9 protein-coding genes are annotated in these 15,587 nt (G+C 37.5%); 1 reads left to right on the top strand and 8 read right to left on the bottom strand.

Translation table 11 applies throughout. The annotated features are described in order from the left end of the window. Positions 1 to 56: 56 nt before the first annotated feature. The 4 genes from ACEN25_RS05100 to ACEN25_RS05115 all read right to left on the bottom strand — a co-directional run bounded on the left by ACEN25_RS05100 (position 57) and on the right by ACEN25_RS05115 (position 6,214). A complete protein-coding gene (locus ACEN25_RS05100) occupies positions 57 to 3,317 on the bottom strand; it encodes a S41 family peptidase (protein WP_441801961.1) in 3,261 nt (1,086 codons plus the stop codon). A gap of 197 nt (positions 3,318 to 3,514) precedes the next feature. Next, positions 3,515 to 3,997, bottom strand: coding sequence for a hypothetical protein (locus tag ACEN25_RS05105; protein WP_441801962.1), 483 nt, complete (start codon positions 3,995 to 3,997; stop codon positions 3,515 to 3,517). Positions 3,998 to 4,307: 310 nt separating this feature from the next. Then, positions 4,308 to 5,642, bottom strand: a complete 1,335-nt coding sequence (locus tag ACEN25_RS05110; RefSeq protein WP_441801963.1) for a DEAD/DEAH box helicase — start codon at positions 5,640 to 5,642, stop codon at positions 4,308 to 4,310. 158 nt (positions 5,643 to 5,800) lie between these two features. Next, positions 5,801 to 6,214: a hypothetical protein gene (locus ACEN25_RS05115; protein WP_441801964.1), complete on the bottom strand. Its 414-nt coding sequence runs from the start codon at positions 6,212 to 6,214 to the stop codon at positions 5,801 to 5,803. A 411-nt stretch (positions 6,215 to 6,625) separates the two neighbouring features. Here ACEN25_RS05115 and ACEN25_RS05120 point away from each other — a divergent pair, with 411 nt between their 5' ends. Next, complete coding sequence (locus ACEN25_RS05120) at positions 6,626 to 9,835, top strand: TonB-dependent receptor (RefSeq protein WP_441801965.1); 3,210 nt, start codon at positions 6,626 to 6,628, stop codon at positions 9,833 to 9,835. 69 nt (positions 9,836 to 9,904) lie between these two features. Here ACEN25_RS05120 and ACEN25_RS05125 read toward each other — a convergent pair whose 3' ends face one another. The 4 genes from ACEN25_RS05125 to ACEN25_RS05140 all read right to left on the bottom strand — a co-directional run bounded on the left by ACEN25_RS05125 (position 9,905) and on the right by ACEN25_RS05140 (position 15,537). Beyond that, positions 9,905 to 10,060 (bottom strand): hypothetical protein, encoded by a 156-nt coding sequence (locus tag ACEN25_RS05125; protein WP_441801966.1) that lies wholly within the window; start codon positions 10,058 to 10,060, stop codon positions 9,905 to 9,907. A 7-nt stretch (positions 10,061 to 10,067) separates the two neighbouring features. After that, a complete protein-coding gene (locus ACEN25_RS05130) occupies positions 10,068 to 11,576 on the bottom strand; it encodes a M20/M25/M40 family metallo-hydrolase (protein ID WP_441801967.1) in 1,509 nt (502 codons plus the stop codon). Between the two features lie 222 nt (positions 11,577 to 11,798). Beyond that, entirely contained in the window at positions 11,799 to 12,776 is a 978-nt protein-coding gene (locus ACEN25_RS05135) for an acyl-ACP desaturase (RefSeq protein WP_028374743.1), read from the bottom strand. 310 nt (positions 12,777 to 13,086) lie between these two features. Next, positions 13,087 to 15,537: a prolyl oligopeptidase family serine peptidase gene (locus ACEN25_RS05140; protein WP_441801968.1), complete on the bottom strand. Its 2,451-nt coding sequence runs from the start codon at positions 15,535 to 15,537 to the stop codon at positions 13,087 to 13,089. Between the last annotated feature and the right edge of the window lie 50 nt (positions 15,538 to 15,587).

Below are 15,587 nucleotides of genomic sequence, written 5' to 3' on the forward strand. Positions count from 1 at the left end.
CATAAAAAAAATCCTGATCGTTAGATCAGGATTTTAAAGCTAAAAGTGGGTATTATTTAGTTTTTTGTTTTTATAGGATAGGGTGGAGTAGTCAATCCTTTTGGAGGATTCTCTTTCAGCTGTTTTAAGATGATTTCAATCGCTTTTTCAAGCTGAGGGTCTTTCCCGGCAATTACTTCTTTTGGCGTTTGCTCTACTTCTACATCTGGTGGCGTACCTACATTTTCAATACCAAAACCTTCTTCATTATAGAAAGCCACATTAGGAGCTGTTACAATGCCACCATCTATAAATTCAGGATAACCCAATACTCCTACCAGACCACCCCAGGTGCGTTTACCTACTAATGTTCCCAGATTGTTTCTACGGAATAAATAGGGTAAATAATCTCCTCCAGAACCCGCGGTTTCATCAATGAGCATCACCTTAGGGCCTTGTATAGAAGCGCTTGGGGCTTTCATATCACTGCCGTATCTAAAGTTCCAGTAGCTCTGCATGGGTTTGTTAAGCAAATCAATTACATAATCTGCTAATTGCCCGCCACCATTAAAACGTTCATCAATTATAATTGCTTTTTTATCTGCCTGTGGATAAAAATAGCGTTTAAAATACTCGTGACCTCCGGTTGCAGTATTGGGTACATATACATAAGCTACCTGGCCATTTGTAGCCTCATTTACTTTTTTAATGTTGCCTTCTACCCAATCGCGGTTACGCAGGCTCATTTCAGAATCTATAGCGGTTACCTGCTCCTCATGTGCATTATTTCCGTTAGGATTTGCTGAAAGGGTAAGTGTAACAATTTGGCCGGCTTTGTTTTCAAAAAAGCTATAGAAATTATCTGAAGAAGTAACTTCCTTACCATCTACTTTAATTACATACTCGCCAGTTTTAGCAGAAACACCAGGTTCGGTAAGAGGAGCGCGCAAATCTGGATTCCAGTTGAGGCCGCCATATATTTTTGAAATTTGATATCTTCCGTTTTTCACAACATAATCTGCTCCCAGAAGGCCACCGCTAATTTCTTCTTTTTCAATACGGTTATCGCCGCGGTAATCAAAACGGTGATGTCCTACCGAAAGCTCTGCGAACATCCAGCCCATCACGCGATATAAATCGCTTTTTGTAGTGACATCTGGTAAAAAGATTTCATATTGTTTTTTCATCGCTTCCCAGTCAACACCATGCATAGCAGGATCGTAAAAATAATCGCGGTTTACACGCCAGGCCTCGTTAAAGATATTAGCCCATTCTTGTTTAGGATTTATTTTAATCTGTATGGCTTCTAAATCTAGCGGTGGGTTATCAGCTTTTTTACCAGTCTCTGAAACAAACCAGCTACCGCCATTATAGTACATCATTTTTTTACCGTCTGAGCTAATCTCATAGGAGTTGGTTTCTACGATCTCCTCATCCTCCTGTTCTGCTAAATCGTATTTGTGTAGCATCACGGCGTCATCGTGAGCAGGATAGGACAGGTAAAATAAAACACCTTCTTCTGGAACCGAAAGTGAGCCGTAATAACCACTGCCTACAGGAACGGCAACCATTCTGTTTAAAATACCATCCCAGTCAATTTTTAAGGTAGGAGCTGGCTTTTCTTTTTTATCAGCTTCGGAAGCTTTTTCTTCTTTTTCGGCTTCAGCTTTAGCAATCACTTCAACATCGTTTTCTTTTGCAAAAGGTGATTTTACATCATTCTGAAGTGTTATTAAATACAAAGAGTTTGAGGCTTCCATATCCTGATTAGACTGGTCAAACCAGTTCACCACCGGCCCAGCATCTGTAGAGGCGGTTAGGTATAAATACTTTCCGCTTGGGTCAAATGTAGGATTTGCAACATTTGAGAGTCCGTCTGAAATAGGATACGATTTATTTTCGCTTTGCGAAAAAAGATAGGCCTGTTCAAAATTAGTGTTGGTAATTAAGGTGTAGGCTAACCAATTAGAATCTGCAGACCAGCTCCCAAATAAATCCCGGTAAACTCCCGGCTGATACAAGATATCCTGGGCTACTTTTTGTGTTTTTCCGGTAGCGACAGTGGTGATGTATAAATTTCTACCATTATCTACAAAAGCTATTTTTTTACTATCTGGCGACCAGTGGATGTACGCATAAAAACCGGTACCATCTAGCTGAATGCTTTTTGCAGTTGCGGTGCTATTTTGATCTTTAACGTGCAAAGCATACTCACCGCTTGCGTCAGAAAAATAAGCGATAGACTTGCCATCTGGCGACCATTTGGGGTAGTTTTCGTGTACTCCTGGAGTTTGTGTAAGATTTGCCACGTCTCCTTTTTCTGCAGGGACAGTTACTATTTCTCCTCTAAAATCTACTACAACTCGTGCTCCTGATGGAGATATACCACCGCTACGTACATAATCACTTCCGCTTACAAAACGCTCGCGAAGCTCTAGCAAATCTGTTGCGATGCCTAAAGTGAGTTTATTTAATGATTTTGTAGATGTGTTATAACTGTGTAAGTATCCTGCCTGCTCGAGTATAAGAATTCCTGCGCTGTTTACATCAAGATCTTGCAAGCCAAAATTTTTAAAATCTGTGTGGCGTGTTACTTCTTGTGAAGCCAGATCGTAGCTGTATAAATTAAACTCGCCATCGCGATCACTTTTAAAATATACTGAATTTCCAAAGAATACCGGTTGCGCATCATTACTACCTTCTGTAGGTTTAGGGATTTCAACAACTTCTTTAGTAGCAGTGTCAAAAATAAAAATACGCGATTGGGTACCACCACGATAATGTTTCCACTGGTTAAAACGATCTGGAATGGGCGTGTAGGCAATGTGTTTACCATCATCTGAATAGCTGGCCCAGTAGGCATTAGGTATTTCTAGTTGTGTGGTATGCCCTCCTTCTATAGGAACTGTAAATAGTTGTGCATATCTATTTGTAAATAAAGACCGTTGAGATGCAAAAAGCACATGTTTACCATCTGGCGTAAAATCGCGCACCCAGTCTGAGTAAGGGTGATAAGTAAGTCGTTTAGGCACACCGCCGGTAGTGGCTACAGTAAAAACATCTGTATTGCCATCATATTCTGCACTAAATGCAATCGTCTTGCCGTCTGGTGAGAAAACCGGGTTTGACTCTATTCCTTCGTCAATAGTTAATCTACGAGGCTGAGAACCATCTTTATTAGCTACCCATAAATCTTCAGCATAAATGAAAGCGATATGATTTGTACTTATAGCAGGCTCGTGCATAAGCCGCGTATCTATAGTGTTAACCTCCTGTGCAAACCCCGCAATACCAAAGGAAATTGCCAGGATACTTAAAATTTGACTATTAAAATTCATGTGTTGATTTTGATTGATTTTGAGTTTGTAGTTTAATATCTTAAATGAATGTTTTAGACTTGCTTAAGTTACTAAAAAACCAAATTCTAATTTGAGAGTCCGCAAGACTGAAGTATAAATAAAAAGTCCGTTGAAGATTTTCAACGGACTTTTTTATTTTAGAGATTGATTTGTAAAGCGAGAATATGCTCAATAAACTAATGTTCTTCCGTTTTTTTAAGAGATTCTTGTTCTGCTTCAATCATTTTTAATTCAGTTTTGATTTGTGCTAAACGAGCAGCTATATCTGTGTTGTTAGCTTCCATCTCCACTAATTGTGCCTCCATTTGCTCTACTGAAATGCTGTCTGACATAAAGTAAGATTTTACGTCTGCGTGGCTTTCAATTAGTTTTTTTAATTTAGAAAGCGAAGTTGCCTGCTCTTTTAATAAAACCTGATGCTTAGCTAAATCTGCAATTGCAATAGAATCTGTTTCCTCTACATCTTTTAATTTTTGCGCAAGTGTACGGGTATCAGTTTTAAGCGCATCGTGATGAACAGTCATCGCATCGTGTACCACATCAAGACTATCTGTATGCATAACATACTCTAGATATTGCTCGTGTAAAACTTTACGCGTATCATCGCAACTCACAAAAAGGGTAGCAGCAAACGCGCTAAGTATTATAAATTTTTTCATAATAAGTCTAATCGTTAATGACGGAATAAATATAAAAAAGAAACTGAACCCATAGCTTTACTCTGGCTATAAATGCTGTTAAATTATAGTTAGAAATTTTAAATGTTGCATTACACTGGTATTTGCCTACTTTGCGATTTAAAATTGCTGAAATTGCAAATTAAAGAATAACGTTGTTAGTCGCCATTACTGCTTCTGATAATACCAAATAGGACTTAGTGATCAAATTATAGCTCTTAAGGTATTAAACAAAACTAAAAAATCCGCTGTAGGCAACTACAGCGGATTTTTTTGTTGTCAAAACCAGTACTTAATTCGATTCTGGTTTACTGTTAAAACGTTTTTTAGGGTTTCCCGCTGTACGTTTTACAGGACCGCTATTTCTGCGATCATCGTTGTTTTTTGAACGACCAGAACTATTACGAGAACTGTTGCTGTTGCGTGAGTTATTACGAGTGTTGTTGCGTGGTGGTCGAGCATCAGATTCATCTGAAGGATCGTCAGGACCGTCAATTAAAAACGGGTGTTCTGCAATCACATCTATCTTCTGCTTAATTAGTTTTTCGATATCTCTAAGATAAGCACGCTCTTCTTTATCACAAAAAGCTAGCGCAACTCCACTGGCTTTTGCCCTACCGGTACGACCTATACGGTGTACATAGGTTTCAGAAACGTTAGGTAAATCATACTGAATTACCATTTCTAATTCAGAAACATCGATACCCCTTGCAGCGATATCAGTGGCTACTAAAACCTGAGTTTGACCATCTTTAAAAGCGCTTAAGGCTTTTTGACGAGCAGCCTGTGATTTGTTACCGTGTATAGCTGCAGCATTAATACCTGCTTTATCTAAGATTTTTACAATCTTATTAGCACCGTGCTTGGTACGTGAAAAAACCAAAACGGTAGCGGGATTTTCAGTCTCAATAAGATGCTTTAATAATTTTGGCTTACTTTTTTTGCTTACAAAGTAAATCCCCTGATCTACACGTTCTGCAGTAGGTTTCTCAGGCTCTATACTTACTTTTTCAAAATCACCAAGTATGAGTTTAGAAAGATCTACAATCGCCTTTGGCATCGTAGCCGAAAAGAATAAAGATTGTCTATCGTGCGGTACTAGTTTTAGTACTTTCTTAATATCGTGAATAAAACCCATATCGAGCATCTGGTCTGCTTCATCAAGCACCAGATATTCAATATCTTTTAAACTAATAAACCCTTGTTTAACTAAATCTAAAAGACGTCCCGGAGTAGCAGTTAATACATCAACTCCTTTGCGCATTGCAGAAACCTGCGAAGCTTGTTTAACACCACCAAAAATCACAGTATTTTTAATACCGGTGTATTTGCTGTATTCGGTTACATTATCGTCTATTTGTATAGCAAGTTCTCGCGTAGGGGTAATAATCAAAGCTTTAAGCTTGCGTGTGCCTTTGCCAGAACCTATGTTGTTATAAATTTGTTGAAGTATCGGGATGGTAAACGCCGCTGTTTTACCGGTTCCTGTTTGTGCAGAACCTAATAAATCTTGTCCTCTTAATAATACCGGTATTGCTTGCTGTTGAATAGGGGTAGGGTGGGTGTATCCTTTATCAGCTAAAGCTTTAAGGATAGGGTCTATAAGACCTAATTCTTTAAATGTCATAAAATATAATAAGCGGCAAAGATAAGCTTATTATTGATGCTTGTAGCTCATTTAACAGAAAACGTTGGTTTGTAAGGTGTTGAGCGAGATATGTCAATTATTAATACTTAAGGCTTAAAAGTTAATTCCCAATTAATTAGAAAATTAATTTATTTAAATCACTTGATAAAAGGTGTTTTTTCTGTTGGAAGATTAAGCTCTGAAAGTGTTTTAACCAAAGAAGTAAGCGATTGACTTTCAATAAACGAGGTATTTATTTTTAATTTCGTATCATTTGATTTTAAGGTGTAGTCTCCGGCAAATTTTTCGACCCTATCAATATCTTTAAGATTCATTTTTTTACGAAAACCATAAAGACTATTTTTCTTAATTACACCATCTTCAATTTCTAAGTACTGGTGCTTGAGATCGTAAACATAATGAGCCAGGTAGAAAACACCAATACCAAAATAGATGTAATCTGACCAATTCAACCCCTCATCTTTTAGTAGACTTAATGGTGCAATTATAACCCATATTAAGCCCAATACTAAATTGGCGTATAATCTCTTCTTTTTGAACTTAATTTTCATCTACTAAATATAAATAAAGATTACGTAATATTTAATACTACAATTTCATTTGCGTCAGTTAACTTTAGTGTGCTGTCGCGTATAGCTTTAATCCCTTTAACTTACGTATTTATACGTGTTAGCGCCTATCTAATGAATGAATTTAATAATCTCGGGTGTATTTCAATTTAAAGGCTAAAGCTAAATATACAAACACATTTTTTTACGCCTTTCTGAATAATCAAGTTGATTGGTGTATATCTTCTTCTGGTTTTTAAGTGTTTTATTTACAGGTATTTGCTATTTAATTTCTTATTAACAACTGTTCATTTTATTTTTGGAAATTGAAAAATTGGGAACTCTACTTTAATAGGTTTTATTTTATTTTGCAATTTCTTAACACTTACTAAACTTAAATTCAAAATGAAGCTTATGAAAAGACAACAACTTCTTTTTTTTATCAGCCTTTTTATGTTGGTCCTTACCGCCTCAGCACAGGTAACAACTGCAGAAATCAGTGGTATTGTATATGATGACCAAAACGCAATTCTACCCGGAGCCAATGTAACTGCAACGCATACGCCTACGGGTACGGTTTACGGTGCAATAACAAATTTTGACGGAAGATTCTCGCTGCTTAATGTACGTGTAGGCGGGCCGTATACCATTTCAATTAGCTATGTAGGCTTTAAAACTTATGTGCTAAATAGCATTAATTTATCACTGGGACAGTCTTTTAACGTAAAAGCAGTCTTAGCTAGCGATGCAACAGAGCTTGATGCTGTTGTGGTTTCTTCTTCAAAAAATAATGTTATTAATAGCGACCGTACCGGAGCAGAAACCAGTATAGGCAGACGCGAACTTAAAAGTTTACCTACGATCTCAAGATCTGCTGCAGATTTTTACAGGTTAGAGCCTACTGCATCGAGTAATGGTTCTTTTGGAGGAAGAAATGACCAATTCAATAACTTTAGTTTAGACGGTTCAATTTTTAATAATCCTTTTGGGCTTGATGCAGCAACACCGGGTGGGCAGACTAATGCACAGCCTATTTCGCTTGACGCCATAGACCAGATACAGGTTTCAACAGCACCCTATGATGTGACTCAAGCGGGTTTTACGGGAGCTTCGGTTAACGCTGTTACCAAGAGTGGTACTAACACGTGGGCGGGAACAGTTTACGGTTTTTACCGTAATCAGGATATGACAGGGAGCAAGGTAGGTGACGATAAAATAATTGTTCCTGAGCTTAATCAAAAACAATACGGGGTTAGTGTAGGTGGACCTTTAATCGAAAATAAATTGTTTGTTTTTGCAAACTTTGAAAAAGATGACCGCGCAGATGCAGGTTCAAACTTTTTGGCAGCGCGCCCGGGCATTACAGGGCAAAATGTATCTCGTGTTTCTGCCGAAGATCTTGATTATGTTTCTCAACAATTATCTAGTTTAGGTTACGAGACAGGACCTTATGAAAATTTCACGCATAAGACGGAATCTACAAAAGGTATATTTAAGCTAGACTGGAATATTAATAGTAAGCATCGTGTTGCTGTTATTTACAATTTTTTAAATGCATCTCGAGATTTACCGGCAAATCCCGAAGCGATAGGAAGAAGAGGACCAGACCAGACAACTCTTCAATTTAGAAATGCAGGATACCGTATAAATAACAAGATCGACTCCTGGTTAGTTGAATTAAATTCCAACTTTGGCGGTAACGTGACTAATAAACTTCAGGCGGGTTATACTTTCTTTGATGACAGCAGAGATCCTTTTTCTGCACCGGCACCGGCGATTAGTATTCAGCAAGATGGGGTACGTGCTATAATTGCAGGTCACGAGCCTTTTTCAATAAACAATAAATTAACGCAGAAAGTTTTTCAAATCACAGATAACTTTAATGTTGTAACCGGAAATCACACAATTACCTTAGGTGGAAGTTTTGAGAAATTTATGTTTGATAACAGCTTTAACCTGGGTGCGTACAGCTACTTTAATGCAAATGGCGGAGTTGGTGTTTTTGCACCAGATTTTACCAGCGTACGTGCAAATCCTAATGTTGCAGGATTAAGTTTTGAAGAAGCAGTAAACAACGGTTTATTAGCTGAAGCGCTGGCGAGTGCTCAAACTACTTTTGACAATAACACAGCTAATGATAGTTGGTCTTTAGCCGAAACTAATGTAGGTCAACTTGCTTTCTATGCACAGGATAAATGGAAGGCTACCGAAAATTTCACTTTGACCGTAGGATTACGTATAGACAAGCCACTTTTTTTTAATACACAAGATAAAATACGTGAAAACATTTTACGTGCAGCCGGCGGTACGTTCCCTGACGGAAACTACCAACCCGGAATCACCTATTTTGATGAAAACGGAAACCCAACAAATCTAAATAGTTTAGATCTTCCTTCTAAGAAAATTTTATTCTCGCCACGAGTAGGGTTTAACTACGATGTTTTAGGAGATAATACGTTTCAAATACGAGGAGGTACGGGTGTATTTACCGGCCGTTTACCTTTTGTATGGATAGGAAATCAAGTAGCAAACCCAAACTTCTTTTTCTACACAACTTCTGCACCAGACTTTAAGTTTCCGCAGGTATGGCGTAATAGTTTAGGTCTTGATTATCGTTTTGAAAATGGAATTACCGCTTCAACAGACTTTATTTATACTCGTGATTTAAATGCACAAATGGTGCGTAACTACGGTCTGGCAAATCCTTCAGGAACTCTTGCAGGACCAGACGGCAGACCTATTTATTTAGATAGTGACCGCGCAAAAGACGAGTTTGGCGGTAATACAAATGCCTATGTATTCTCAAATACAGACGTAGGATTTTCATTCAACTGGTCAACAAAAATTCAGAAGACATTTAGCAACGGTATTTTTGCGAGCATAGCATATAACTATTTAAAAGCAGAGGATGCGAGTTCGTTAGATGCAGAAATATCTAGTGATGCATATGATCGTAATCCGGCTTTTGGCAATGTAAACAGAGCGGTAAGTACTACCTCGCGTTATGGAGATAAACACCGTATCGTAGGTCAGCTTAACAAAGCATTTACTTATGGAGGAAACAAGCAATGGCGTACTTCATTAGGTGCTTTTTATGAGTATGCGCAGGGCGGAAGATTTGCTTATACCTATAGCGGTGATATTAATAATGATGGTTCTGTGCTTAATGATTTGATTTACATACCTACAAGTCAGGAGTTAGAGACCTATGCGTTTTCAGGTGATGCAGCGGCACAGGCTGCACAGCGTACCGCTTATGAAAATTATATAGCTCAGGATGACTATTTAAGTGAACGTAGAGGTGCATACGCCGAAAAATATGGTGCACTGAGCCCGTGGAGAGGTCGTTGGGATTTAAAAATCTTACAGGACTATGATTTTAAAGTTTCTGAAAATAAAACGAATACCATTCAGTTTAGTATAGATATTTTAAACCTAGGAAATCTTATTAGTTCAGACTGGGGTGTTATTGAAGTGCCAGTAAACGATCAACCTTTAGGAGTTGATGTTTCTAGCGGAAGCCCGGTTTACACGTTTAATACTTCACAAACAAAAACGTTTACTAATGATTTTAGTTTAGACAGCAGATGGCAGGCGCAAGTAGGATTGCGTTATATTTTCTAATCAATTTTAATCCTGCTTTAAATTTAAAATCCCCGCATTTTATGATGCGGGGATTTTTTATGGTATTACTTACAATTTATAAAACCAAAGAAAGTGTTTGTAATTCCAGGATTCCTGACTGCTGGAAATAGATACAATTTCAATCTTTTCTGAGTTGGCATTTACAAAGTCAACAAGCTCTTGTTTCTTAGTAAACTCGATGACTTTAAATTCTTTTTGAGACATAAATAGTTTAAAGATTAGTTTGTAAAAGAGCTAGACATATTTGAATACCCTGACGCATATTACCTATGCGTATATTTTCATTAGGGCTGTGCTGGTTATTATCCATATTAACCATTGGAATAATTAAAGTTGGAATATTAAGCGCATTTATTACCGGTACAATAGGAACGGTACCACCCATCATCCTGATTTTTATAGGCTCTTCATTAAATGCTTTAGAAAGACTGTTTGAAATGGTTTTTCCAAAGGGGCTGTCGAGGTCTGTTCTAAAAGCATTAATTCCTTCATTTGCTATAAACTTCGCTATTTTAGGATGCGTAGCGCGTTCTTCAGCTGTAGGATCGTGATCAATTACATAATATCCTTGTTTTACAATATGAGTTCTAATTTTTTCAAGTTGAATTTGTGCTTCGGTCTCAGGAACGAGGCGTACATCAAGATCTGCTTTTGCAAGTTCAGGTACCACAGTTTTTAAATTCACTCCAGACCACGAGGTACCTATCTGGCGAACATTCAACGAGGGGTACTGCAGCGTTTCTTGATAATTATTTCCTATTTTTTCTGAAGTGAAAATACCCAGTTGGCTATTGAGCACTACTGAGTCATAGGGAATAGATTTTAAAACATCAGTTATTTCCGGACTTAAATTGATGCCTTTGTAATAGTCTTTAATGAGCACATAACCCTTATCATCCTTCATGGTACTCAATAACATTGCAAGACTAAAAACCGGGTTGGGGACATAGTTGCCATAATGACCGCTGTGCTGTGGTAACGAGGCGCCATATGTGGTTATAGAGCAAGTAACAATACCTCTGCAACCAAATGTTACGGTAGGTTTATTAGAATCGTGAGCCGGCCCGTCCATTACGATAAAATAATCTGAAGCATAGCGTTCTTTATTTATGGGCAGCGTAGATAATAATGCCGATGAACCATATTCTTCTTCGGGATCAAAAATTACTTTTATATTAAAGTTGGGTTTCTTATTCTGAGCATCTAACTGTTCTAAAGCAGCCAGAAACATAATTATAGGCGCTTTATCATCTGCTGCTGCACGAGCAAATATGCGCCACTCATCATCTATTTTTGAGTCGAGAGCGTGCCAATCTAAATTTTGCCAGTTTCCTGTGGAATCTTGTTTTTTTAAAACTGGAGTAAAAGGATCTTCCTGATCCCAATTCACTTTATTTACAGGCTGCCCATCTATATGAAAATAAAACAAAACTGTTTTATACTTGGGATTGTAGACTTTTTCAGCCAATAAAAGTGGAAGCGTACTTGATGGAAGCAAGCTTGTTTTAAAGTCTAATTTTTGATAATAATCAGCAACCCAGTTGATATTTTTAAGCATTGATGCTTCATCTTCGGGTAAATTAGGAATACTCACCAGTTCTTTATGTAATAATAAAGTCTTTCTTAATGCATCGTCAACATCTTGAGATTGTGCACTGGTAGGTAAAACTATACCACAAAAGAGTGCGAAGTAGAATAGCTTCATTGGGTTGAATATCATAGAACTATTTTTAAAGTCGTTTTTTAAACATATAGCATAGAGGTATCGACTTAAAAATACAAAATTAAGAGTGCGGTAAAACTGTAAATTTTAGAAGGTGTCTACTTAATTTTTAAGTTAAAATTCTCGACAGCGCTCTACCTGAGTGTCGTTTAATACAAAAAAATAACCCTGAAAGAAAACATATCTTTCAGGGTTATTTTTTTAAATGAGTTATGCTTTTTAACTAGCAATCCATTTGAATTTGTGATCGAGTTTAGGAACTACAATACGTTGTGAAATACGTTCTAAACGATCAGGTAGGTTTAATAAATAATCACGAGCACGCTCACCTTTATCATTAAGCCCTTTGATATCTTCAATTTTCCAGTCTGCAACCAGAGATTTTAAAATGGTGATATAATCCTGTGTGGTATAAACCATAGAGCGCTGCGCTGCATCTGAGAAATGTTCCCAAAGCTGACCAATATGCTGTCCAGATTCTCTTAAGAACATAGCCGGCATCACAATTTTGTTACGCATCATTGCTTCAAAAGCCATCATCATCTCACTAGGATCGAGATCAAAAATACGACGTACAAACTCCATGTAAGCAGAAGCATGACGCGCTTCATCTTTAGCAATCATATTACATATTTTTGCCAATTGCTTATTTCCAGATTTACGTGAAAAGGAAGCTACTCGTCTGTGTGATACATTAGTCGCCAGTTCCTGAAAACTAGTATACACAAAGTTTTTATAAGGATCCATACCGGTACCTATATCAAAACCATCGCTAATGAGGTATTGTGTACTTACTTCCATCTCACGCATGTTTACGCGACCAGAGAGGTATAAGTATTTATTAAGTAAATCCCCGTGACGATTTTCTTCGGCAGTCCATGAGCGTACCCATTTAGACCAGCCGTTACCATTAACCTGATCTACCCCCTGAACTCCCATTAACCAGGACTCGTAAGTAGGTAAAGCTTCTTCAGTAATGGTGTCACCTACTAAAACAGTAAATAAATCATAATCCATCTCGCGGCATAACTCCTGAATTTCTTTGACTTCATCAATAAATTCGGGATTTGTAGCGTCGGGAAGCATGTCTGTAGGCTGCCAATTTTCATCAATTGACTTCAGGTAGGTCCCAATAAGTTCATCCATAGATTTTCCTATGGTTTGCATTACTTCGAGACGTATATTATTTAATATCATATTTCTGTAACAAGTTTTGTGTAAATGTAGCAGTTTTGGGTCGTTTAGAAGAGTTTTCTTATCAATTCTTACTATGCGTGCATAGCAAAATTTTGCCGATTAAATCGTATTAATCACTTTAAATTAATGCAATTCTAATCGTACAAAATCTTATATCAAATCTGCATTTAGAATTTTTCGGTCTTATTTAAATATACGAAAAATTAAAGAAAGTAGTTTTTGCAGTTGGGCCTGTGTTAAATAAACAGTCTCAGCAATCTTATATAGATTCCTGAGACTGTAAACTAAGTTCTATTAATTAAAAGAAGATTTACTTTTTAATTTCTTCAGTCTTTTTAATTTCATTTACATCGCGGTTTTTTACATATTTTTCGAGCCATTGATCTTGTTCCCACAGCATATGTAAAATAGATTCTTTTGCAGCGTAACCGTGACTTTCTTTAGGCAACATTACTAAACGAGCTGTAGCACCTAATCCTTTTAAAGCATTAAAATAGCGCTCACTTTGTAGTGGGTATGTACCGCTATTGTTATCTGCTACACCGTGAATTAATAGCAACGGTGTTTTCATTTTATCGGCATGCATAAAAGGGCTCATAGCGTTGTAAACTTCTGGAGCCTCCCAGTAATTACGCTCTTCAGACTGAAAACCAAATGGAGTCAATGTACGGTTATAGGCACCGCTACGCGCAATTCCGGCAGCAAATAAATCTGAATGTGATAATAAGTTTGCTGTCATAAAAGCACCGTAGGAGTGACCACCTACCGCAACCTTATTTCGGTCTATATAGCCTAAAGCATCAACAGCGTCAATAGCCGCCTTACCATTAGCTACAAGTTGTTTTCTAAATGAGTCATTAGGTTCTGTGTCGCCTTCACCTACGATAGGAAAAGAAGCATCATCTAGCACCACATAACCCCGTGTCACCCAATATACCATAGAACCATAATATGGGTAGGTAAATTCATTAGGGTTTGACGTGGTTTGCCCCGCACTATTTTTGTCTTTATATTCAGTAGGATATGCCCAGAGCAACATTGGTTTTTTCTCTTTCTTTTCCATATCATAACCTACAGGAAGGTATAAAGTCCCCGAAAGTTCTAAACCATCTTCACGTTTGTATTTAATGACCTCTTTATGTACATCCTGAATACTTTTAAACGGATTTTCAAAATGAGTAATCTGGTCTAAACTTTTATCGTCAAGATCTCGTATGTAATAGTTGGGATATTCAGTAGGCGCTTCAATACGCACGAGCACTTTACCTTCTTTAATATCTAATACTTTCTGTAGATTTTCAAGCTTATCTGTGTATTCAGACTCATAAATACGCTGAGTTTCCTGTGTTTCAAGATTTAATTTATCTATAAATGGAAACTGACCTTTTTCACTAAAGCCATCTCCTATTAAATAAGCATTACCGTCAACCAGGGTAAGCACGGGTTTTCCGTAGCTGTTATCCTGAGTTACAAAGGTACCGGGATCGCTGTAGGTATCTTGATAGTTTCGGTCTGCTATCACTTTACCTTCGTTGCTTTTGTCTGAAGGGTTAAATACATATGTTTTTGTATTACGCGTGTTCCACCAGTAATCGTAAGCTATTGCTGTGTTTTCTGATCCCCAGGTAATTCCTCTAAAACGGTTAATAGTTTTTAAAACTTTTGTAGGAGCCTCAATAAAGGGTGCTTTTTGCATATACACCTGATCTCTAAAAGGTACTTCGACTTCTGGATCTCCCTGGTCTAAAGCTTCAGCCCAATATAAGGTTGCAGGGTGATCTGCTCTCCAGTACATATTGCGCTTCCCAATCTGTGTAGCCATAAAGCCCTGCGGAAGCTCCTCAATTAATGGAGTTTCATTTACTACTTTTACAAAAGTACCGTCTTGCTTATATACACTTACTTTCTCAGGAAATCTACTATAGGGTACGATATATGAAAACGGTTTGTGAATGGTAGTTGTCATGATATATTCCCCATCTGGAGAAAATGATACACCTGTGTACATAGCTGCCTCGCCCCAGGTTGTGCTGGTACCATCTAAATTTTGTTTGACTAGTACTGATGTTGCCAATTGCTCAAAGTTGAATATATCATTCGGGTTTTGAAGTAAATCCTGATAGGTTCGGTTTTGAGCCTTAGAGCCGTCACTGGTAGAAATTGTGGGTCCGGTAGGTATAGCTTCTGCGGTATTAATTAAATCTTTCCGTTGTGCAGGAAGCATATTTATTAACAAGCTCTTACCGTCTTTAAACCAGCTTATGGGACTTCCCATATTGGCATTTAGTGTGGGCTCAGTAAGTTTGCGTACGGTCGCAGTGTTTAAATCTAATAGCCAAACTTCTACACCGGTTTCAGTTGTATTTGTTAGTGCCATTTTAGTTTCGTCTGGAGACCAGCTAAAGTTGCTAAGCATAGGATTATCTGGTAAACCGGAAATAGCACGGGCTTCAGTTTCCTGTACTCCTTTTATTTTTACATCATTATAAAAAGTAGTACGACTGCCTATATTTGTTTTAGGATTTATACGTAAACCACCCAGACGCAATTCTTCTTCAGAAAGTTCTGCAATGGTTTTAAAACTGTCGCGGTAGAGCAGTAGCATCGTATCACCTGCGGTATTCATGACCACAGCGGGAGCTCTGGGAACGTCAACTAAATCAAGAATTTCTTTAGGTGGTTTTTGATAATCTAAATTTTCCTGAGCAAAAAGTGGGGTAGAGAGAAATAACATTAAAGCAAAGTAGCATATTTTTTTCATGAGATGGATTTTAATTCAATTTAGGAAAAATAATTATTCTAATTATTATG

Source organism: Leeuwenhoekiella sp. W20_SRS_FM14 (genome assembly GCF_052119605.1).
Lineage (GTDB): Bacteria > Bacteroidota > Bacteroidia > Flavobacteriales > Flavobacteriaceae > Leeuwenhoekiella.